We start from the raw sequence: 21,599 nt of genomic DNA, 5'->3' as shown, positions 1-21,599 counted from the left end.
CTCAGGCTGCAAGCGTAATCGATGACGTCCATCGTCGGAACGCCGCCCGGAGCCGGCTCGCTCCCACAAATTACATCGGCGATGGGATTATTCCGCAGCCGGCCCGCCGCCCGCCGTTATCACCTGGATGCTCATGCGCGGTGTTGCCAGATCCAGCCCGGCTTCATCCAGATGCCGTTTGAGCGACAGGTTGAACGCCCGTGACACTTCCCACTGCTTGATCGGAGCGGTCTTGAACCGGGCCCGCAGAATCGCATTGCCGGACTCGAAGCTTTCCACGCCCTGAAACTCCAGGGGTGACCAGATATTGCGCCGTTGCAGCGGGTCGGTGCGCATTTTCTGGCCAACGTCGCGCATCAGCTTGATCGCGTTGTCGATGTCCATGCTGGCAGGCACCGCAACCCGGAAGATCGCGTAGCCAAATTCCCGAGAGTAGTTCTTGATGCTCTTGATTTCGCTGAACGGAATGGTGTGGACGATGCCGTCGATGTCCCGCAGGCGCACGGTACGAATGGTCAGGCCCTCGACGGTGCCCAAGTGGCCACCGACGTCCACGTAGTCGTCGATGGCCAGGGAGTCTTCGATGATGATGAACAGTCCGGTGATCAGGTCGGCCACCAGCGATTGTGCGCCAAAACCGATGGCCAGGCCGATCACGCCGGCGCCGGCCAGCAGTGGCGTCACGTTCATGCCCATGTTCGCCAGGGCGACGATCAGCGCGATGATGAAAATCGCCACGAACAGCACGTTGCGGATCAGCGGCATCATGGTCTGTGCGCGGGCGTTGGCCAGGCCTTTGCGCGAGCGGGTGAGGGCGTGGTGCACGGCGGTGTCGCTGAGAATCCAGATCAGCCAGGCAAAGATCAGCGTGCCGACAAGGCTGAACAGTTTGACGCTGACCTCATGGCCTTCGCCTGCCGTGAAGCTGATCAGCGACATGCCCCAGACCCGCAGGCCCAGCTCGATGAATGCCAGCCATACCAACAGATGGGCCAGGGTATAGAAGAAGTTTTTCAGGCGTTCCGAATACAGTGCGTGACGCTTCGCGCCGCGTTGCGGTTTGAGGGCGTGACGGCGCACCAAGCCATTGATGACCATGCACAACACCAGCAACACGGTGCAGATCAGCGCCTGGCGCAGCGCAGTGCTGGTGTCGCCGGCCGAAACGAAGGTAGCAAACAGGGAAATCCCCACCAGCACCAGCGCCGGTACATACCAGAAGGTGCCGAGAATTTCGATGGTGTCGCTGAGGGCGCGGCGTGTCAGGCGCCGGGACAGCGGCTGGTTGCGGATCAAGTGCGCAATCGGGCGGCGGAAACGCAGGATGAACAGCCCCGTGGACAATGCCGCCAACACATTGGCCACCGTCGCCGCGGTGTGTGCCAGGTGCACGCCAAGGCTTTCAATCAGGCGCGGGTCGTTCAAGGCTTCACCGAAAGCGGCAAAACTGCCAATCAACCACAGCGGTCGGAAGGCCTGGTGCCGCAGGATGTACAGGGCCCGGTGACGGTGCGGTCCGTCGAGCAGGGAAAAGGCAATCACGCAGATCGCGGAGAAACAGGTGCCGACCACCAGCGCGTAAGCCAGCACCATGGCCAGGCTTTTACCGAGTGACGACGGCAGGGCGTAACTCATGTAGACGGTGATGACCAGGGCTATCAGCCACGGCCCCAGCTTGCGCAGGGCGAAACGCAGCATGTCCACGGCCCTGGGGTGTTGCGGCAATTCTTCGGTCAGGCCGAAACGCATCCGTACCCGATGGCTGAACCAGATGAGCGCCGCCGCCAGCAGGCTCCAGACCATCAGGATCATGGCAAAGGCGAAGATGATCGGCAGCCACTCGCTGGCCGGCAGCACCAGCGCCGTCAATTCATCCTTGGCCAGGTCGAACTCGTCGGACCAGCGAGTGATCGGGCTATCGGCCCCGGAAAATTGCTTTTCGAAACTGGCCAGGGTCCCGCCAATCAGGCCCAGCACACCTTCCTCGGCGACCGGTTGGGCTTTTTTGGTGGCGTCGCGCAGCTTCTTCAGATCCGCCAGCAGCTTGCTGCGCTGCTGATCGTTCTCCAGCGACTTGATGACTTCGTCCAGGGATTGCCCAAGGGGTTCCTGCGCCTCGGGTTGGGTTTTTGCCGGGCTGCCAAGCAGGCTCGGCAGCCCGACCGCCTGGGCAGGTGCTGACGCCATCAGCGTCATCAGGCAGATAAGGAAAAGGCACGGCAGGGCGAATAGACGAGCGAACACTAGGCGGTCAACCTCGAAATGGGCAGATCGACCGAGTGTACGAGCCCGTCAAAATCAATGCGAGCCGGGGTGGGGATTTATTCGTTGAGTTTGGCGAGGATCTTGAAGATCACCGTGGCCAGGATCAGCAACATCCCGAGCCACATGGCGAGCACACCCGCGTTCTTGTCGCGAAAATTGAAACCGACTGCCAGCATGACCATCCCGATAAGAATAGGGATGAGCATGGCGTGGAACGAGGACATCGTGATCATGGCGACTGCCTTGTCGAAAGGGATAATGAAAGTCTAGGTGGTTTTGTAGGAGCCAGCGGTGCGGCGATCCGACTTGCCGGCGAACCAGGCGATGCGGTGTATTTGATATACCGCGGTGCCAGGTTCGCCGTAGGAGCCAGGCTTGCCGGCGAACCAGGCGATGCGGTGCTCCTGGCTCGTCATCGTTCTTCGCCGGCAAGCCTGGCTCCTACCGGGGGCGTTACGGCAATTCGCGGCAGGCGTAGAACGCGCCGAGCACCTTGACCAGATGCGCCAGGTCATGGCTGCCGCACAGTTCGCGGATCGAATGCATGGCGAAAGTCGGCAGGCCGATGTCCACGGTACGCACACCCAGGTGGCTGGCGGTGATCGGGCCGATGGTCGAGCCGCAACCCATATCGCTGCGCACCACGAAACTCTGGACTGGCACTTCTTCGGCCATGCACAGGTGACGGAAGAACCCGGCGGTTTCGCTGTTGGTGGCATAGCGCTGGTTGCTGTTGACCTTGATCACGGGGCCGGCGTTGAGTTTAGGGCCGTGATTGGCATCGTGCTTGTCGGCGTAGTTGGGGTGCACGCCGTGGGCGTTGTCGGCCGAGACCAGCAGGGATTTCTGAATGGTGCGCACGAATTCATCACCTTCTGGCAGTAGGCGACGCAACGTCTGCTCCAGCATCGGACCGTCGGCGCCACAGGCCGAGCATGAACCGACTTCCTCGTGGTCATTGCACACCAGGACGCAGGTTTCGTCGGTGTCGGTGGTCAGTAGCGCTTGCAGGCCGGCATAGCATGACAGCAGGTTGTCCAGGCGCGCGCCGGCGATGAAATCACCATGCAAGCCGATGACGGCCGCGCTTTGGGTGTCGTAGAAGCTCAGTTCGTAATCCAGCACGACATCGGCGTTCAGGCCGTGTTCGCGGGCAAGCTGGTCGGTGAGCACTGCGCGGAAATCCACGCGCTCGTCACCGGCGAATTGCGCCAGTACCGGTGGCAGTTCGGTCTGGGCGTTGATTGCCCAGCCCATGTTGGCTTCACGATTGAGGTGAATGGCCAGGTTGGGGATGATTGCGATCGGCGCCTTGAAGTCGATCAGCTGGCTCTCGACCTTGCCATCACGACGGAAGGTGACGCGGCCGGCCAGGGACAGGTCGCGGTCGAACCAGGGGGCCAGCAGGGCACCGCCATAGACTTCGACGCCCAATTGCCAGAAACCCTGGCGTTGCAGTTCCGGCTGCGGCTTGACCCGCAGGCACGGGCTGTCGGTGTGGGCGCCAACCAGGCGAATGCCGCCGTGCAACGGCGAGTGCCGGCCCATCTTGATCGCGACGATCGACGAGTCGTTGCGGGTGACGTAGTAGCGACCATTGGCTTCGGTGTTCCATGGCTCGCGTTCGTCCAGGCGTTGGAAACCCGCCGCTTCCAGTCGCTGAACAAGGCTGGCGGTGGCATGGAACGGGGTAGGGGAGGCCTTGAGGAAATCGATCAGGCCTTGGTTCAACTCTTCGCGCATAAGTAGCTCCAGACAGCAATGGCGCCAGTTTAACGTATTGGCCCGACGCATTGGACAAGAGCTTTCAGCGCCGGGCCGGTAACGTGCGCCAGGAGGTCAATGTGTCATCCGCTCGCGCAGGTAGGCAATGATGGTTTGCTCGTCGGAGGACTTTGCCGGCCGCGGCAGATGTTTTGGCCAGCGACCCTTTTCCGCGCCGAAGAAACTCTTCTGTTTGTCTTCATCCCAGCGCAGGATCTCGCGGGAGGCGGACTCCCACCATTCATGGCGGCACACTTCGTAATACGGATGTTCAGGCGCCGCGCTGCCATACAGCAGGTCACGACCGACCTTTTTCATGCTCTTGCGCTTGTTGCGCAGTTTCCACTTGATGCGCAGGCGCTGCCAGGGCGAGGGCACGGGTTTGCAGCGTGGGACTTCTGTGCACAGGGCCGGCAGCTCGGGACGGAACTGCTCGCCGTGGCGGGTGAAAAAATGCTTCTGCATGGCATGGAAGAAGCGTTTTTCAGCGAAGTAGTGATAGATGAACTTCTTCGCTTCTTGAACGGGATGGTTGCGCATCGCGAACGACAGGGCGATCTGTTCGATGGTATGGATATCGAACGAGCCTTGGGTCCATTCATCGATCAGGCGGATCGATTCTTCGAGCAATGGCGTATCGCCGTCGGTGATACCGCACAGTCCGCTGTTATACAGCTTGAAACTGTTGTCGGACGAGATGGCGTGGGCTTGCAGGCAGCGGCCGAGCTTGACGTAGTCCGGGCGTTCGCAGACGTAGCTCCAATCGTACTCGAAACGGTCCATGACATAGCGCCCGGGCCCGATCCGTTCGAACACGCGATGAGGCGATTCGAGAAACAGCGTATCGGTGTCGACGAACAGCGTCTTGTGCGCAAGCTTCAGCCCTTGGGCAATGGCGCAGGCCTTGCGTCGGTGGTGATAGCCGTTTTCGCCCTGCCATTGGGCCATGGTCTGCTCGCTCAGGGCGATAGTGTCGACCGGCCAGCCAGCATAATCCTCAGGGCGATCGGTCATGACCCTGATGCGCAGCGACTCACCCCGTTTGAGCTGGGCCAGGGCGGTGAGCATGCTGAATTTGGCTTCGCGCCGGTAAACATCCTGGTTGCCATAGATGAGGTAGAGCAACTGGTGCGGTGTTTTCTCTAGGGGGGACAGCGCTTCGCGCATAAGTAGCTCCAGGCAACAGAAACGCAAGTTTACCGTATTGGCCTGGGGCAATGCAGGTGCGCTGTTGTCTGGATATGTTGTAACGACTAATGAAAAACGCCCCTTCAGAGGAGTAATGCTGTTCACTTTAGGTTGGGGGGTGCAGGTGCATATTTGGATTGGGTGTATATCCGTTGCTGCGGTAACGGCCACTTAGGGTTTCGCTTTTACAGCGAGTCACTTGGAAAAACGGAACGCCGCCCGGCCTGTAGGAGCGAGCCTGCTCGCGATGGAGGTCAACGATGACGCGGGGGGCCTGACACCCGTGGTGCTCTCAGGTTCATCGTCGGAACGCCACCCGGAGCATGCTCGCTCCTACTGGGCCCGCCGCGCTGGGCCATCCTTGGCCCAGCGCGGCTAAACCGGCATCCATGCCGGTTTACCCACTCCGCAGAACCGGAACGAAGCCTCTCGATGTGGCAAGAAGATCAAAAGCCAAAGCAACAGCCAAAGCGAGGCGGCCTGACAGCCGACCTGATTACAGGCTTGTCCGCGATCCTATTGTGGGAGCGAGCCTGCTCGCGAAAAACGTCCAGACAACGCGATCCTTCAGACAGCACGCGTTATCGTTGACGTCCATCGCGAGCAGGCTCGCTCCAACAGGGAATTGGGGGGTATCTGCAAAGTCAGGTCGGCTGTCAGGCCGCCTCGCTTTGGCTTTAGATTTGGGCGCCCCGTTAAGCCACGATGGCCGAACGCAGGCATTGCGCAGTGGGTAAACCGGCAGGACGCCGGTTTAGCCGCGCTGGGCCATGGATGGCCCATCGCGGCGACCCACGGAGCAATGCCGGAGTGAGGGCATGCCGAGCCTAAGCGAGGCACCGAGTGGTGGGGCAAAGCCTTTTGCTTACTTTTCGCTGGGCCGGCATTCCGGCGTTTGGAAAAGTGAGTCGCCGTAAGGGCGAAACCATTAGTAGCCGTTACCGCAGCAATGGATATCCCCCCCAATTCAGTTCTTACATACAACCCCATGCTTATGTGAACAGCATTACCTTCAGAGGGGGGGGCGTCTTCAATGAGCTTCGATAGTCATTCACTCAAAAAGGCGCAGGGCACTCGAAGCGCAGTCGCTCACCGCTTTGTGGGTGAGTGAAGCTGAGCATGCTTGCATGCAGGCAGAGTCGCGGCCAGGCGGCCAGGGCTTGCTCATGGGCGTAGAGACCGTCGCCCAACAGTGGATGACCGATCGACAGCATGTGCACGCGCAATTGGTGCGAGCGTCCGGTGATCGGCGTGAGTTCGACGCGACACCAATCGCCACAGCGTTCCAGCACGCGCCAGAAGGTCAGGGCGTGTTTGCCGAATTCATGGTCCACCACGTGGCGTGGCTTGGTCGGCGGGTCGTAGCGCAGCGGCAGGTCGATGCTGCCACTGTCGAGCTCCGGCTGGCCCCAGCACAATGCGGTGTAGGCTTTTTCGGTTTCGCGGTCGTGAAATTGCCTGGACAGTTCACGGTGTGTGTCGGCATCGCAGGCCAGCAGGATGATGCCGGAGGTTTCCCAATCCAGTCGATGGACGATTCGCGCTTCCGGGTAGCCGTTTTCCTGCAGGCGGGTAATCAGGCAGTCCTTGTTGTCGTCGGCCCGGCCGGGCACGGAGAGCAACAGGGTGGGTTTGTTTACCACCAGGACGGCGGCGTCCTCATGGATGATGTGGATATTGGACAGCGGCATCAAACAGCCTCGTAACAAACGCGAACGGCGGTTCAGGCCTGCAGGCCTGAACCGCCGTGGCTCCAGCCGGATCGACTCAGCGATCAGGCAGGGTGATATTGAGTTCCAGAATCGAGCAGCTGCCCTGGCTTTCCAGTGCGACGTGCACGTCATCGGACCCGATATTGACGTACTTGCGAATAACCTCGACCAGTTCCTTCTGCAAGGCCGGCAGGTAATCCGGGGTACTGCGTTGGCCGCGTTCGTGCGCCACGATGATCTGTAGACGCTCTTTCGCTACCGACGCGGTGCTTTGCTTTTTGTTGGCACGAAAGAAGTCAAAAAGGTTCATTGCTTAGTTGCCTCCAAACAGGCGCTCGAAGAATCCCTTCTTCTGTACATCGAGGAAACGATGTTCCACGGTTTTGCCCAACAGGCGGTCCACGGTGTCGCTGTAGGCCTGGCCGGCATCGCTCTGGTCGTCGAGAATCACCGGAACGCCCTGGTTGGATGCCTTGAGCACCGCCTGGGATTCAGGGATCACGCCGAGCAGGGCCACCGAGAGGATCTCCTTGACGTCTTCGACGCCGAGCATTTCGCCCTTGCTCACACGCTCTGGATGGTAACGGGTAATCAGCAGGTGTTCCTTGATCGGGTCTTCACCACGCTCGGCGCGACGGGACTTGCTGGCCAGCAGGCCGAGCATGCGGTCGGAGTCACGCACCGAGGACACTTCCGGGTTGGTCACCACGATCGCTTCGTCAGCGAAGTACATGGCCAGGTGGGCGCCTTTTTCGATACCCGCCGGGGAGTCGCAGACCACGAACTCGAAGTCTTCCTTGAGTTGCATCAGGACTTTTTCCACGCCTTCGACCGTCAGCGCGTCTTTGTCACGGGTCTGGCTGGCCGCCAGTACGTAGAGGTTTTCCAGGCGCTTGTCTTTGATCAGAGCCTGTTGCAGGTTGGCTTCGCCGTTGACCACGTTGACGAAGTCATACACCACGCGGCGCTCGCAACCCATGATCAGGTCGAGGTTACGCAAACCGACGTCGAAGTCGACGATGACTGTTTTGTGACCGCGCAGAGCGAGGCCGGTACCGATAGCGGCGCTGGTGGTGGTCTTACCCACACCACCCTTGCCGGATGTAACCACGAGAATCTTGGCCAAGGTGTTTCACCCCTAAGGAAAAAGGACTTTTAGCCCCTGAAAAACATCTCTTGAAAAACTACAGCAGTTGGACAGCCTTGGCTGGAATGTGACCGCAGACGGCGTTTACCCCCGGTAAACACTGTTTGTAGCCTGTTTCCTACTTCGTTTGAGCCGTTTTCGCTACGTTTTAGAGATGTTTGGAAAATGCGGCAGTATCCGTTAAAGCCGAATGATGTTCAACACGTCGCCTGACAGGCTGACCTGCACGCCCGAACCCCACAACGGGTCGCGGCGCAGATCTTCGGAAACCTTGTAATGACCGGCGATGGAGATCAGTTCAGCGCTCATCTGCTGGCAGAAAATCCGCGCCTTCTTGTCGCCTTTGACGCCCGCCAGCACACGCCCGCGCATCGGGCCGTATACATGGATGTTTCCATCGGCGAGAAGTTCCGCCCCCGGGCTGACCGAGGAGATCACCACCAGATCGCTGCCCTGGGCATAAATCTGTTGGCCACCGCGTACTGGCGAGGTGATGATTTTCGTCGGTTTGATGCTCGGCTCCGCTGGCTTTTCCGGCTTCTCCGGCTTTTTCGCAACGACGCCTTCGTTCAGGTCCAGCGCCCGTTCACGGGCACCGGACGGTGGCAGTACCGGCAGGTCGACCGCGATGGCGGCCGCGATGTCTTCGATGCGGCTGGCGCGGATAGCCAGGGTACGCAGGCCATGCTGGCGGCAGATGCGCATCAGGCCGGGCAGATCGACGGCGCCGCCGTTGGCCGGGAGTTTGTCCAGGGCCAGGACCAGCGGTGCGTTACTGAAGAAGTTCGGCGCCTGGGCGACCTTGGCGGCCAGTTGCCGATCGAGGCCTTCAAGGTCATTACGGGCCAGTTCCAGCACCGTTATGGCCAGCATGCTGCCCTTCAACTGGAACACGGGATCTTGGTCTAGCGATTCGGTTTGGCTCATGGTCGGCATACAACGACTTGTCACTAAAAGTGCCCAGACTTATAACGAGAACGCCCGCGAGCCGCAAGCCGGGTCGAACGATGTAGAATGCGCGGCCATCGTCTTTTCGGAACCTTTAATGGATCGCCCGCGTTTTCGAACAACTTTTCTGATGCCACGTTTCTGGCCGCTCTGGTGCGGCCTGGGGCTGTTATGGCTGATTGTCCAGCTGCCGTACCCTGCATTGCTGTGGATCGGTCGGGTCCTGGGTGCCTTCATGTATAGGGCAGCGGCCGACCGGCGGCGCATTGCCAAGCGCAATCTCGAGCTGTGCTTCCCGGAAAAAACCGCGGCCGAGCGCAAGCGTCTGCTCAAGGAAAACTTCGCTTCCACCGGTATCGCCTTTTTTGAAATGGCGATGAGTTGGTGGTGGTCCCGTGAGCGTCTGGCGAAGCTGGCTCATATCGACGGGCTGGAGTATTTGCAGCAAGCGCAGCGCGAAGGCAAGGGCGTGATCCTGATGGCCGTGCATTTCACGACGCTGGAAATCGGCGCGGCATTGCTTGGCCAGCAGCACACCATCGACGGCATGTACCGCGAACACAAAAATCCGTTGTTCGACTACGTCCAGCGTCGCGGCCGCGAGCGCCACAACCTCGATTCGCTGGCGGTGGAGCGCGAAGACGTGCGCGGCATGCTCAAACTGCTGCGCTCAGGTCGAGCAATTTGGTACGCACCGGATCAGGACTACGGCGCCAAGCAAAGTATCTTCGTGCCGTTGTTCGGCATTCAGGCCGCGACTGTCACCGCCACCAGCAAATTTGCACGGCTGGGCAAGGCGCTGGTGGTGCCGTTCACCCAGGAACGTCTGGCTGACGGCAGCGGCTATCGCTTGGTGATCCATGCGCCGCTCGAAGGCTTCCCCGGTGAAACCGAAGAAGCCGACTGCCTGCGCATCAACCAGTGGATCGAAGGCGTCTTACGCGACTGTCCGGAGCAATACCTCTGGGCTCATCGCCGCTTCAAGAGCCGTCCGCCCGGTGAACCGAAGCTGTACGCAAAACGCGGCTGAACGGCCGAACCCTGTAGGAGCGAGCACGCTCGCGAAAAAACCGAGGGCGCCGCGGGGTATCCGGCACCCCGAGTTATCGTTGGCGACCATCGTCGGAACGCCGCCCGGAGCGTGCTCGCTCCTACAAGGAAAGAGGTTTGAGCAATGAAATCCCATCAAGCAGCATGGAGCGTTGTGAATGAGTCCTGCTGAACCGGTCACAGGGTTGATTCTTTCCGGCGGCGGGGCTCGGGCGGCCTATCAGGTGGGCGTGCTGGCGGCGATTGCCGAGTTGTTGCCATTGGGCGCGGACAATCCCTTTCCGGTGATTGTCGGCACCTCCGCCGGGGCTATCAATGCGGTCAGCCTGGCCAGCGGGGCGATGGATTTTCGCGCGGCCATCGAGCGGCTTACCGCGTTCTGGCAGGGCTTTCGCAGTCACCTGGTGTTGCGCAGCGACTGGCCTGGCGTGATCAGCCAGGCTACTCGGTTTGTCAGTCACAGCTTGCTGGGCCTTGGCGCCCAAGCGCCCGTGGCGTTGCTCAACAGCTCACCCCTGCGCGAGTTGCTCGACGACAAATTACAGATGAACGGCATCGCCGAAGCGATCGCGCAAAGGCAGTTGCACGCGGTAGCCGTCACGGCGTTCGGCTATGAGTCCGGCCAGGCCGTCACGTTCTATCAGGGCGGCGGCACCATCGATGCGTGGTTGCGCCATCGCCGGATCGGCATTCCCACACAATTGTCCGTTGACCATTTGCTCGCCAGTTCGGCCATTCCGCTGCTGTTCGCTCCGGTGAAAATCGGCGAAGAGTATTTCGGCGACGGCGCGGTGCGCCAATCGGCACCCATCAGCCCGGCGTTGCACCTGGGCGCCAGTCGCGTGCTGGTGGTGGGTGTCAGCGGCAACCCGCGCGGCGTTGATCCCGAGCAATCGCTGCAACGCGCCTATTCCGGGCAACAACCCACCCTGGCGCAGATCGGTGGGCACATGCTCAACAGTACGTTCATTGACAGCCTGGAAAGTGACATCGAGTTGCTGCAGCGTTTGAATCAGTTCAGCCACCTCATGCCCGATGGCACACCGACCCGCGTGCTCGGCGTGGCGCCGGTGGAGGTGCTGGTGATTTCACCGAGTCAACCGATCGACGAGATCGCCGCACGCCATCGCCAGGAATTGCCGGCGGCGCTGCGTCTGTTCTTGCGTGGGCCGGGGGCGACCAAGACGAGCGGGGCAGGGGTGTTGAGTTATCTGCTGTTCGAGGCGGGGTATTGCAGCGAGTTGATTGATCTGGGAAGGCGGGATGCGTTGGCCAAGCGCGAGGAGCTTTGCCGGTTCCTGGGGTTGGCGCAGCCGGTGGTTTCGGCCTGAGATCGGCGGTGCGGCCATCGCGAGCAAGCTCGCTCCCACAGGGGATCTTCAGCGTGACAAAGATCAACTGTGGGAGCGAGCTTGCTCGCGATGGCGTCCGTGCAGACGCCACATTAATCAACGATCAGAAGTGCACCTTGACCAGGAAGCTGGTCACGCTCTGATCCGTCTTGAAGCCCTGGCTGTCTTCGATACCGTACTTGTTTTTCCAGTAGTCATACTCGACACCGACGTACAACTGCTTGGCGCCCAGGTTCAGCGCCTTGCCCAGATCGTATTTGACCTGGGGATTGAAGTGCAGGTTGGCGTGGTATTCGCCTTTGTCGTTCACGTCGTTGTCGACCACCCAGTCCATGAAGCCGTCGATCAGCACGTCCGAGTCACCCACCGGGATGGTGTAGGACCAGGCTGGAGTGATCTGCCAGACATCGTCGCCCGGGCGGTCGCCTTCGGTGTGGCGGTTGTAGAAGTTCAACTGGAAGTAGTCGAAGCCGGGGATGGCCAGGTCGAAACCCGGACCGATCAGGTACGACTCGGTGTCGTCCTCGCCGAACTCATAGGTCATGGCCAGCAGCACGTCCTTGATCGGGCCGAACTCCAGCTTCTGATCGAAAATCTTGTTGAACGACAAGCGCGGGCTGAATTCGCCGTAGTGAGTGTTCTCACCCGCGAAGGAGTCTTCCTTGCCGTTGTAAAAGATTTTGTCGATGAAGAAGAAGTTGTCGCCGTATTTCCAGCCGTCGGCGTGTTCGAAGGTCACCGTCTGCTGGATGCGCGGGTTGACCTGGAAGTCCTTGCCATATAGGTAGGTCAGGCTGTTGTTCTGCCATTGCAGCAAGTCGCCGGCCATGGCCTGACCCCCCGCCAGCAACGATCCTGCCAGCATCAGGCTAGTGCACGTACGTTTCATTCGGTTGCTCCCAAAAAGTAGTGGTTTCACGTTATTTTTTTAAGGTCGACGCTCTGGTGTGGCGCCTTTTTCTGTAACTGCAAAAAAATCATCCATTCGGTCAGCTTTGTGCTGTTAGCAAGAGCTGCGCCAAGGCTTTCAGAAAACAAAAAAACTCCCGCTCGGCGGCTCTTAAGCAGTCGATTGAGAGTGGTTTGGGGATGCCTTGGTACCGTCCAGAGCCGGGATAAGTTGGCTTTCTGGTCAGGAATTAAATCCGGGCTTTTTTTTAAAGCGGATTCAGGCGGCCGCGGAGAATACTGACTCCTCGGCCAGGTCTCAAGTGCCCCGCAACAGCGCACCGACGACAGGTTTGGGGCACGGTTGCGGATCATCTTAGAAATGCACCTTCACCAGCAGGCTGGTGGTGTTTTCGTTGGTGTCGAGGTTGCCGTTGTTTTCGATGCCGTATTTGTCTTTCCAATAGCTGTACTCGACGCCGACGTACACCTGTTTCTCCCGCCAGCCGAGGGTTTTGCCCAGGTCATATTTGATCTGCGGGTTGAAGTGCACGTTGGCGTGATAGGTGCCGCGCGAGTTCTGGTCGTTGTCGACGACCCAGTCGAGGTAGCCGTCGATCAACAGGCTCGAATTGCCCAGTGGCACGGTGTAGGACCAGGCCGGCGAGATCTGCCAGACATCGTCGCCGGGACGCGAGCCTTCGGTCTGGCGATAATAAAAGTTCAAGGTGAAAAAGTTGAAGCCCGGTACCGCGAGGTCGAAACCCGGGCCAATGAGATAGGCCTCGCTGTCGTCTTCGCCATTCTCGTAGGTCATGGCCAGCAACACGTCCTTGATCGGGCCGAATTCGAAACGGCGGTCGAGGATTTTGCCGAAGGAGAGGCGCGGGCTGAACTCGCCGTAATAGGCGTGAACGCCTTTGTTGCGGTCTTGCTCGCCGTTGTAGTAGGTGCTGTCGACGAACATGAAGTTGTCGCCGTACTTCCAGCGATCGGCGTGCTCGAAGGTGATCGTCTGCTGGATCGACGGGTTGACCGCGAAATCCTTGCCGTACAGATAGCTCAGGCTGTTGGTTTGCCACAACAGCAAATCGCCGGCCATGGCTTGAGTAGCGGCCAAAAGACCGCCCGCCAACAACAAGTTTGTCTGGGTACGAATCATCTGTTGCTCCCTCTTTTTCTTATTTTCAAGGCGCAGGAAACCCCCGCCCCCTGTAGGAGCGAGCATGCTCGCGATGGTCGTAAACGATTACGCGTGTTATCTGGATAAACGCGGTGTTCTCGGGTTCATCGCGAGCATGCTCGCTCCTACAGGGGGTTGTGCGTATCTGTCTTAGTGGGCGTGGCAGTCGTTGATGGCCGCGCGTTCGGCGCCGCCGAGGATGTTGAACAGCAGGTTCAAGGTCAGGGCGCTGAGCGTGGCCATGGCGATACCGCTGTGGGTGATCGGGCTCATCCACAGGGGCAGGTGGGCGAAAAACTCCGGGCGGACCACCGGGATCAGGCCCATGCCGATGCTCACCGCCACCAGCAACTGGTTGCGTCGGTCACCGATGTCGGCTTCCTGCAGAATCTTGATTCCGGTGGCGGCGACCATGCCGAACATCGCGATCGCCGCGCCGCCCAGCACCGCCGGTGGAATCGAGGCCACGAGGAACGCGGCTTTGGGCAGCAGGCTCAGTACGATCAGCAAACCGCCAGCCACGATGGTCACCGAGCGGCAACGCACGCCGGTCATCTGCACCAGGCCGATGTTCTGCGCGAAGGAGGAGTGGGTGAAGGTGTTGAAGAACCCGGCGAAGAACGAGGCGCCGGCATCACACAACAAGCCGCGACGCAGCATCCGTGGGCAGACTTCCTGGCCAGTGATCTTGCCCAGCGCGAGGAACATCCCGGTGGACTCGACGAAGATGATCACCACCACCAGGCACATCGAAAGGATCGGGGCGAGCTCGAATTTCGGCATGCCGAAGTGCAGCGGGGTGACGAATTGCAGCCATGGCGCCTGGGCCATGCCGCTGAGGTCGACCATGCCCAGCACGCCACAGAGCACGTAGCCCAGGCACATGCCGATCAGCACGGAAATATTGACCCAGAAGCCGCGCATGAAACGATGCACCAACAGGATGGTGCCCAGCACCAGCGCGGCAATGGTCAGGTAGATGGGTGAGCCGAATTGCGCGGCATCGGCACCGCCACCGGCCCAGTTTACGGCCACGGGGAACAGCGACAAACCGATCGAGGTGATGACCGTGCCGGTCACCAGAGGCGGGAAGAAGCGCACGACCCTGGACATGAACGGCGCGATGAGCATGCCGAAGAACCCGGCGGCGATGGTCGCGCCGAAGATCCCCTGCAGGCCGATGCCGGGCATGCCGGCCATGGCGACCATGCTGCCGACGGCGGCGAAACTGGCGCCCATCATCACCGGCATGCGAATGCCCATGGGGCCGATACCGAGTGACTGGACGATGGTGGCGATGCCGGCGACCAGCAGGTCGGCGTTGATCAGGAAGGCGATTTCTTCACGACTCAGGCCTGCGGCCTGTCCGATGATCAGCGGCACCGCGATGGCGCCGCCGTACATCAGCAGAACATGTTGCAGACCGACCAGGATCAGTTGCAAAAGGGGCAAACGCTGAATGGCGGGTGCGTCGGGGATGCGTGCTTGGGAGAGCTCGGACATGCAACACCTCGGATCATTTTTATTCTTGTGATTATTTGTATCAGGTTGACCGCAGCGCGGCCATTCGCGAGCAGGCTCGCTCCCACAGGTTTCGCATTGTCTGTGTGGGAGCGAGCCTGCTCGCGAAGTTTTTCAACGCTTAATTGGTCGGTGCACCCTGCACAATCCAGGCACCGATCAGGTCACGTTCCTGCTGGGTCATCTGGGTGATGTTGCCCAAAGGCATGATCTGGGTGGCGACCGCTTGAGCCTGGATGCGCGCCGCGTTCTGGCGGATCTGCTCGGGGGTGTCCAGCATCACACCGGCCGGAGCCGCGCTGAACAGTGGGCTGGTCGGTTTGGCCGAATGACAGACTGCGCAACGTTCCTGAATCACGCTGTGCACCTTGTCGAAGCCGGGACCTGCGTTGGACGCTTGCGCCGGTGCGGCTGCCGGAGCCTCTGCAGGTTTTGCTTCAGCCGGTTTCAAACCACCACCCACTGCTGTTTCCGGCAGCGGCTGGTATTCGATCGCGGCGGGTGCCTTGGCTACTTCCGGAGCACTGGACATCGGCTTCGGACCAGAAACATAGGCCAGGCAGATCATGCCCACCGCTGCCACTGGCAGGGTCCAGGCAAACTTGTGGCTGTCGTGACGGGTGTTGAAGTAGTGACGCACCAGCACCGCCAGCACTGCGATCCCGGCCAGGATCAGCCAGTTGTACTGGCTGCCATAGGTGCTCGGGAAGTGGTTGCTGATCATGATGAACAGCACCGGCAGGGTGAAGTAGTTGTTGTGACGCGAACGCAGCAGGCCTTTGGCCGGCAGCGCCGGATCGGGCGTGCGGTTCTCGGCGATTGCCGCCACCAGTGCGCGCTGTGCCGGCATGATGATGCGGAACACGTTGCCGACCATGATGGTGCCGATGATCGCGCCAACGTGCAGGTACGCACCACGACCGTTGAACACCTTGCTGAAGCCGTAGGCCGCGCCGATGATCAGTACGAAAAGGATGAAACCCAGCAGGGCAGGGCGTTTGCCCAGGGCCGAGTCACAGAGGAAGGAGTAGATGAACCAGCCGACGAACAGCGAGCCGATGCCCAGCAGAACGCCTTCAGGACCGGTCAGGCTGCTGCCCGGAGCCAGCAGGTAGAGCGTCGGGTTGGAGTAGAACACCACGCACAGTAGCGCGATCCCCGACAACCAGGTGAAGTAGGCTTCCCATTTGAACCAGTGCAGGTTGTCCGGCATGGTCGGTGGAGCCAGTTTGTATTTTTCCAGGTGGTAGATACCGCCGCCGTGGATCGCCCACAAATCACCGGCCAGACCGCTTTTCGGGTTGACCCGATTGAGGTTGTTTTCCAGCCAGACGAAGTAGAACGATGCGCCGATCCAGGCCACGCCAGTAATCATGTGAACCCAGCGCACGCTCAGGTTCAGCCATTCCAACAGATGTGCTTCCACAGTCTTTACCTCTCGCCTGTCACTCTGTTGTCGAGTGATCAGACCTTCTCTTATTGGTGGGGGGCAAGGATCAAACGCTCATCCTCTTTGAAAAAATGCTCATCGCAGTTATTGCCTGTGCCACTGCGATCAACCACCAGGAAGTCATCCCGCTTTTCGATCGTCAGCACCGGATGGTGCCAAACGCCGCGATGGTAATTAATGCCCTGCCTGCCGTTGGTGACGAAGGCGCGGACCAAGCCTGATACAGGTTCATCGCCAAGTGGCGCGACCACGATCAGAAAGGGGTTGCCGAGCAGCGGAATGAAAGCCTGGCTGCCCAGCGGATGACGCTCCAGCATGCTGACGGTCAGCGGCATGTCCTGCGCGTCGGCGCGGAAAATGCTGATGATCGCGTTGTCTTCAGGCGTAGCGGTTTCCACCGTCGCCAGTTTATGGAAGCGCATGGTCGAACCGTTGTTGATCATGAAGTGATCGCTGCCGTCGGTTTCGATCACGTCACCGAAAGGGGCGAAGGCTTCTTTGGTCAGCGGTTCAATCGTCAGTGTGCGCATGCTGGTCTTCTTATCCGAATTCGTTGTTGTCTGTTCTATTGTCTTCGCGAGCAGGCTCGCTCCCACATTTGACCGCGTACCCCTGTGGGAGCGAGCCTGCTCGCGAATGGCCTCGCCGCTTATTTAGCGACCTTGCCCAAAACGCGCAGGCGGCTCACACCACCGTCCGGGAACACGTTCAGACGGATGTGGGTGATCGGGCCCAGGGCCTTGATCTGCTCGGCGAAGGTGTGTTCAGCGTGCATTTCCAGCTTCTGGCTTGGCAGTAACTCGCGCCAGAACAGCGACTGGGTTTCGATCTGGCTGTCGGTGCCGCCCTTCACGAACGCGCCCTGGATCGAGCAAGTGTCCGGGTAGTTGCCCTTGAAGTGCAGGGTGTCGACGATGATTTTCTCGATCTCGCCCGGGTGGCCCAGGGCGACGATCACCCAGTCATTGCCTGGCGTGCGACGACGTGCGGTTTCCCAGCCGTCGCCCATGTTGATGCCACGGCCCGGGTTGAGGATGTTGCTCATGCGACCGAAGTGTTCGTCGGAGCAGGCGAGGGCGCGGCCACCGTTGAGGGCTGCAGCCAGGTCGACTTGCTCGTTGTCACCCACAGCCGACCAGTCGCGGAACGGAACGCCGTACACACGCAGACGGGCAACACCGCCATCCGGGTAAATGTTGAAGCGCAGGTGGCTGAACGCCTGGTCGTTGCTGATTTCGTGGTAGTGGTGGCTGTTGCCTTGCAGCTCGACGGCGGACAGCACTTCAACCCACTGGGTGTTTTCGTTTGGCTCGCCTTCAGTCAGGTAGCAGGCTTCCAGGGAGGCCGACGGCGGGAAGTTGCCGGTGAAGAATGAAGTGTCGATGTCGACGCCTTTGATCGAGCCAGGCACACCCAGGCGGATCACTGCGCTGTCGTAGCCTTCGAAGCGCTTGCGGCGCGACTCCCAGCCGTCCATCCACTTGCCGTTGTCATCGAACACGCCCTCCTTCCACACGGCCGGGGTCGGTTGGAACAGACGGTTGGCGTCTGCGAACCAGTCATCGGTGACCGAGATGATTTTGGTGCCCAGGCGGGCGTCGGCCAGGTTGACGAACTTCTCGAAAGGTACGGCGTAAGCTTTCATTCTTCTTGTCTGCCTTTAATAAGTTGGCTTGGGATGCTTGCTGCCCTGGGTATTTTCGCGTTTAAACACCCGGATACTTTTTACAAGGGAAGCTTGCTATAGGGTCAGTAATCGGAACAGGGCGATCTTGTTGATCTCCGCCAGCGCGCACTTGAACTCGGTGTCTTGCGGGTTGTGAATGCGCGTTTCGAACGCCGCGAGGATCTGATGCCGGTTGCTGCCTTTTACCGCCATGATGAAGGGAAACTTGAACTTGGCCTTGTAGGCGTCGTTCAGCTCGGTGAAGCGAGAAAACTCTTCGGCCGTGCATTGGTGAATACCGGCGCCAGCTTGTTCATTGGTGCTGGCTTCGGTCAGCTGGCCCTGGACGGCGGCTTTGCCGGCCAGGTCCGGGTGAGCAACGATCAGCTCAAGCTGGCTTTCGTGATCGGCGCTCAACAGGATGTCGCTCATGCGCTGGTGCAGGGTTTCGATCTCGTCGATCGAAGCGTCCTGGCCCAGGTCGAAGGCCTTCTCGGCCACCCATGGCGAATGTTCGTAGATGTCGGCAAAGGCTTTGACGAAGGCGTCGCGGCTCAAGGTCGATGGTTTCAATGTTTGAAAGGCGCTCATTTCGCGGCCCCTTGGTACGGATGGGTTTCTTGCCAGTGGCGCGCGATGTCGACGCGGCGGCTGAACCACACCTGTTCATGACCTTTAGCGTATTCGATAAAGCGCTTGAGCGAAGCCAGACGCGCCGGACGGCCGATCAGGCGGCAGTGCAGGCCGATCGACAGCATTTTCGGGGCATCGGCGCCTTCGGCGTAGAGCACGTCGAACGCATCCTTGAGGTACTCGAAGAAATCGTCGCCCTTGTTGAAACCCTGGACCTGGGTGAAGCGCATGTCGTTGGTGTCCAGGGTGTACGGGATCACCAGGTGCGGCTTGCCGGTCGGGTTGTTCGGTTCCCAGTAGGGCAGGTCGTCGTCATAGGTGTCGCAGTCGTAGAGGAAACCGCCTTCTTCCATCACCAGCTTGCGGGTGTTGGGGCCCGTGCGACCGGTGTACCAGCCCAGCGGACGCTCGCCGGTGATTTCGGTGAGGATGCGGATCGCTTCGAGCATGTGCTCGCGTTCCTGATTCTCGTCCATGTATTGGTAGTCGATCCAGCGGTAGCCGTGACTGCAGATCTCGTGGCCGGCATCGACCATCGCGCGGATCACATCCGGGTGACGCTGGGCGGCCATGGCCACGGCGAAGATGGTCAGCGGAATGTCGAATTCCTTGAATAGCTTCAGAATCCGCCATACGCCGGCGCGGCTGCCATACTCGTAAAGCGATTCCATGCTCATGTTGCGCGCGCCTTGCAGCGGCTGCGCCGAGACCATTTCCGAGAGGAAAGCTTCGGATTCTTTATCGCCGTGCAGGATATTGCGCTCGCCGCCTTCTTCGTAATTGAGTACGAAGGACAGGGCGATGCGGGCATTGCCCGGCCAGTGTGGGTGCGGAGGGTTACTGCCGTAACCGATCAGGTCGCGAGGGTAGTCAGCGCTCACTGCAGTCTTCCTTCTTGTATTCGTGGTGACAGTTGGTGTGACGCGACTAAAGGTTGGATCACTGGCTGGCGTCACAGCGATGGGATGATTGTATACAACTTTATATTCACTTTGTAAGCCTGATTTTTTGCATTTTTCGTTAACGGTCATCTTTGCCTGCTATTGACACGCACCTGCAAGAAATCTGCCTGACTGGTCAGTTAATGATTGTGCGGTTCAGAGGATGTATGGTTTCGCAGGAAATCGGCGGTATTTCCATCGATGGCGCCGTCAGTCGCAAAAATGTCGTTTTTATTGTGTACAATTTTTTTGAAAAGTGTCTTAATCAATCGCTCGCCGCAGCTTTTCGTGCTCCGAAACGGTGCGGTCTCCTTTTCACCTGACTTCGGGAGGCGCGAAGTCTGGCTGCTCCACGCAGGCAGGCGCGCAGAATCAATGGGACGTTTGACTACACACGTTTTGGACGCTGCACATGGTTGCCCGGGCAGCTCGATCAAGGTCGAGTTGTACCGCGTTGAAGGATCGCAGCTGGAATTGGTCGCCAGTGCGATAACCAACAGCGATGGTCGTGTCGATGCACCGCTGCTGCAGGGTGATGACTACCGGACCGGGGTCTATCAGGTCCAGTTTCATGCGGGCGACTACTACCGCGCCCGAGGTGTTCAGCTGCCGGAGCCGGCATTCCTGGATGTGGTGGTGCTGCGTTTTGGCATCTCTGCCGAGCAGGATCACTACCATGTGCCACTGCTCATTTCGCCCTATAGCTATTCAACGTACCGAGGAAGTTGATCCCCCAAGCAGCTTTCTCCTCATAGAAGCGACTGCGCATATAGCTTCTTTGGTCTTTCGCCCGCTCACACTGCGGGCTTTTTTTCGCAAAAAATCTTTGGCGGCAAAGGCCGGATTTGCTGCTACATAAAGCCCATCCCGCCAAAACAGGGTGTGACGAAGACAATTCAGTTACTTATTCAGCAGGCAAAAACGCGATTCATGTAGTATAACTACAAGCGTGCTACATCTCCGGCGCCTGCCAAATAAAAAAGAGTCCAGCCCTTTGAATCTGCTGCAACACATCGCCCAGTCACGCCACCTGTTACGCAAGTCGGAGCTCAAGGTCGCCGATCACGTTTTGCTTGATCCTGCGGCCGTGATGCACAGTTCCATGGCCGACCTGGCCCACAGCGTGGGTATCAGTGAGCCGACCATCGTGCGCTTTTGTCGCGCTATCGGTTGCTCGGGTTTCCAGGACTTGAAGCTGAAGCTGGCCCAGAGCCTGGCGGCAGGGGCGAGTTTCGGGCAGTTCGCGATCCATGAGGACGATTCGGTCGCCGACTATAGCCTGAAGATTTTCGACACCACCCTGCACACGCTGATGGAGGTTCGGGAGAAGCTCGATCCGCTGGAGTTGCAGCGGGCGGTGACGCTCATGTCCAAGGCCCAGCGCGTCGAGTTCTATGGTTTCGGCGCCTCCGGTGCGGTGGCGGCGGATGCGCAGCACAAGTTCTTTCGCTTGCTGCTCACGGCGGCGGCGTATTCCGATCCGCACATGCAGGCGATGTCGGCGGTCACGCTGAAGCCTAGTGACGTGGCGATTTGCATTTCGCAGTCCGGCCGCTCCAAGGATTTGCTGATCACCGCCAACCTGGTCCGGGAGAGCGGCGCCTCGTTGATCACCTTATGCCCGAGCCAGACGCCCTTGGCCGAACTGTCGACCGTCAACCTGGCCATCGACGTTCACGAAGACACCGAAATCTACACGCCGCTGACCTCGCGTATCGCCCACCTGGTGGTGATCGATGTGTTGGCCATGGGCGTGGCCATGGCCCGCGGGCCAAGCCTGGTCAACCACCTCAAGAGCGTCAAGCGCAGCCTGCGCAGCTTGCGCCTGTCACCCAAGTCGGTGAAAGCGCTGGACGACTGATTGAAGTCCCTGTGGCGAGGGGATTTATCC

The 21,599-nt window shown here is 59.7% G+C and carries 22 protein-coding genes; 4 read left to right on the top strand and 18 right to left on the bottom strand.

Translation table 11 applies throughout. The features are described 5' to 3' along the window. Positions 1-87 precede the first annotated feature (87 nt). From ACA054_RS22355 to minC, 9 genes are all read right to left on the bottom strand, one after another. Positions 88-2,244 carry a mechanosensitive ion channel family protein gene (locus ACA054_RS22355; RefSeq protein WP_497686207.1) on the bottom strand — a complete coding sequence of 719 codons (2,157 nt, stop codon included), beginning with the start codon at positions 2,242-2,244 and terminating at the stop codon, positions 88-90. Positions 2,245-2,321: 77 nt separating this feature from the next. Then, positions 2,322-2,498, bottom strand: coding sequence for a hypothetical protein (locus tag ACA054_RS22350; RefSeq protein ID WP_497686206.1), 177 nt, complete (start codon positions 2,496-2,498; stop codon positions 2,322-2,324). 33 nt (positions 2,499-2,531) lie between these two features. Continuing rightward, positions 2,532-2,681: a hypothetical protein gene (locus ACA054_RS22345; protein WP_497686205.1), complete on the bottom strand. Its 150-nt coding sequence runs from the start codon at positions 2,679-2,681 to the stop codon at positions 2,532-2,534. A gap of 37 nt (positions 2,682-2,718) precedes the next feature. Then, positions 2,719-4,008, bottom strand: coding sequence for a M18 family aminopeptidase (locus ACA054_RS22340; RefSeq protein WP_497686204.1), 1,290 nt, complete (start codon positions 4,006-4,008; stop codon positions 2,719-2,721). A gap of 96 nt (positions 4,009-4,104) precedes the next feature. Next, complete coding sequence (locus ACA054_RS22335) at positions 4,105-5,196, bottom strand: hypothetical protein (protein ID WP_497686203.1); 1,092 nt, start codon at positions 5,194-5,196, stop codon at positions 4,105-4,107. Between the two features lie 1,076 nt (positions 5,197-6,272). Next, positions 6,273-6,908, bottom strand: coding sequence for an RluA family pseudouridine synthase (locus tag ACA054_RS22330; RefSeq protein ID WP_497686202.1), 636 nt, complete (start codon positions 6,906-6,908; stop codon positions 6,273-6,275). Between the two features lie 76 nt (positions 6,909-6,984). Next, a complete protein-coding gene (gene minE / locus ACA054_RS22325; RefSeq protein WP_007974947.1) occupies positions 6,985-7,239 on the bottom strand; it encodes a cell division topological specificity factor MinE in 255 nt (84 codons plus the stop codon). Between the two features lie 3 nt (positions 7,240-7,242). Then, positions 7,243-8,055, bottom strand: a complete 813-nt coding sequence (minD, locus tag ACA054_RS22320; RefSeq protein WP_008056976.1) for a septum site-determining protein MinD — start codon at positions 8,053-8,055, stop codon at positions 7,243-7,245. Positions 8,056-8,256: 201 nt separating this feature from the next. Beyond that, positions 8,257-9,003, bottom strand: coding sequence for a septum site-determining protein MinC (minC, locus tag ACA054_RS22315; RefSeq protein ID WP_497686201.1), 747 nt, complete (start codon positions 9,001-9,003; stop codon positions 8,257-8,259). 118 nt (positions 9,004-9,121) lie between these two features. Between minC and ACA054_RS22310 the strand changes: the two genes are divergently transcribed. Further along, a complete protein-coding gene (locus tag ACA054_RS22310; RefSeq protein WP_497686200.1) occupies positions 9,122-10,054 on the top strand; it encodes a lipid A biosynthesis lauroyl acyltransferase in 933 nt (310 codons plus the stop codon). 178 nt (positions 10,055-10,232) lie between these two features. Continuing rightward, positions 10,233-11,405 carry a patatin-like phospholipase family protein gene (locus ACA054_RS22305; RefSeq protein WP_497686199.1) on the top strand — a complete coding sequence of 391 codons (1,173 nt, stop codon included), beginning with the start codon at positions 10,233-10,235 and terminating at the stop codon, positions 11,403-11,405. 124 nt (positions 11,406-11,529) lie between these two features. Here ACA054_RS22305 and ACA054_RS22300 read toward each other — a convergent pair whose 3' ends face one another. The 9 genes from ACA054_RS22300 to puuE form a co-directional block, all read right to left on the bottom strand. Beyond that, positions 11,530-12,315, bottom strand: a complete 786-nt coding sequence (locus tag ACA054_RS22300; RefSeq protein ID WP_046817966.1) for an outer membrane protein OmpK — start codon at positions 12,313-12,315, stop codon at positions 11,530-11,532. 26 nt (positions 12,316-12,341) lie between these two features. Then, positions 12,342-12,689, bottom strand: coding sequence for a hypothetical protein (locus tag ACA054_RS22295; RefSeq protein WP_497686198.1), 348 nt, complete (start codon positions 12,687-12,689; stop codon positions 12,342-12,344). A 1-nt stretch (position 12,690) separates the two neighbouring features. Next, the gene (locus tag ACA054_RS22290; protein WP_497686197.1) at positions 12,691-13,476 is read right to left on the bottom strand and encodes an outer membrane protein OmpK; all 786 of its coding nucleotides are present in this window, start codon (positions 13,474-13,476) and stop codon (positions 12,691-12,693) included. 171 nt (positions 13,477-13,647) lie between these two features. Then, entirely contained in the window at positions 13,648-15,000 is a 1,353-nt protein-coding gene (locus ACA054_RS22285) for a nucleobase:cation symporter-2 family protein (RefSeq protein WP_497686196.1), read from the bottom strand. A gap of 139 nt (positions 15,001-15,139) precedes the next feature. Then, positions 15,140-16,444: a urate hydroxylase PuuD gene (locus ACA054_RS22280; protein ID WP_497686195.1), complete on the bottom strand. Its 1,305-nt coding sequence runs from the start codon at positions 16,442-16,444 to the stop codon at positions 15,140-15,142. 50 nt (positions 16,445-16,494) lie between these two features. Further along, positions 16,495-16,998, bottom strand: a complete 504-nt coding sequence (locus tag ACA054_RS22275; RefSeq protein WP_007960046.1) for an ureidoglycolate lyase — start codon at positions 16,996-16,998, stop codon at positions 16,495-16,497. Positions 16,999-17,117: 119 nt separating this feature from the next. Next, positions 17,118-18,113, bottom strand: a complete 996-nt coding sequence (gene alc / locus ACA054_RS22270) for an allantoicase (protein WP_497686194.1) — start codon at positions 18,111-18,113, stop codon at positions 17,118-17,120. Positions 18,114-18,209: 96 nt separating this feature from the next. Further along, complete coding sequence (gene uraD, locus ACA054_RS22265) at positions 18,210-18,725, bottom strand: 2-oxo-4-hydroxy-4-carboxy-5-ureidoimidazoline decarboxylase (protein ID WP_497686193.1); 516 nt, start codon at positions 18,723-18,725, stop codon at positions 18,210-18,212. Further along, positions 18,722-19,648, bottom strand: coding sequence for an allantoinase PuuE (puuE, locus tag ACA054_RS22260; RefSeq protein ID WP_497686192.1), 927 nt, complete (start codon positions 19,646-19,648; stop codon positions 18,722-18,724). Before puuE ends, uraD begins: the two co-directional genes overlap by 4 nt. Positions 19,649-20,083: 435 nt before the next feature. Here puuE and uraH point away from each other — a divergent pair, with 435 nt between their 5' ends. Continuing rightward, the gene (uraH, locus tag ACA054_RS22255; protein WP_008031462.1) at positions 20,084-20,437 is read left to right on the top strand and encodes a hydroxyisourate hydrolase; all 354 of its coding nucleotides are present in this window, start codon (positions 20,084-20,086) and stop codon (positions 20,435-20,437) included. Between the two features lie 265 nt (positions 20,438-20,702). Beyond that, complete coding sequence (gene hexR, locus ACA054_RS22250) at positions 20,703-21,569, top strand: transcriptional regulator HexR (RefSeq protein WP_497686191.1); 867 nt, start codon at positions 20,703-20,705, stop codon at positions 21,567-21,569. The last annotated feature ends 30 nt before the right edge of the window (positions 21,570-21,599 follow it).

The organism is Pseudomonas sp. LBUM1653 (assembly GCF_059716115.1).
Note: the sequence above shows the minus strand (reverse complement) of the source record. Positions and strands in the feature narration are given on the sequence as shown.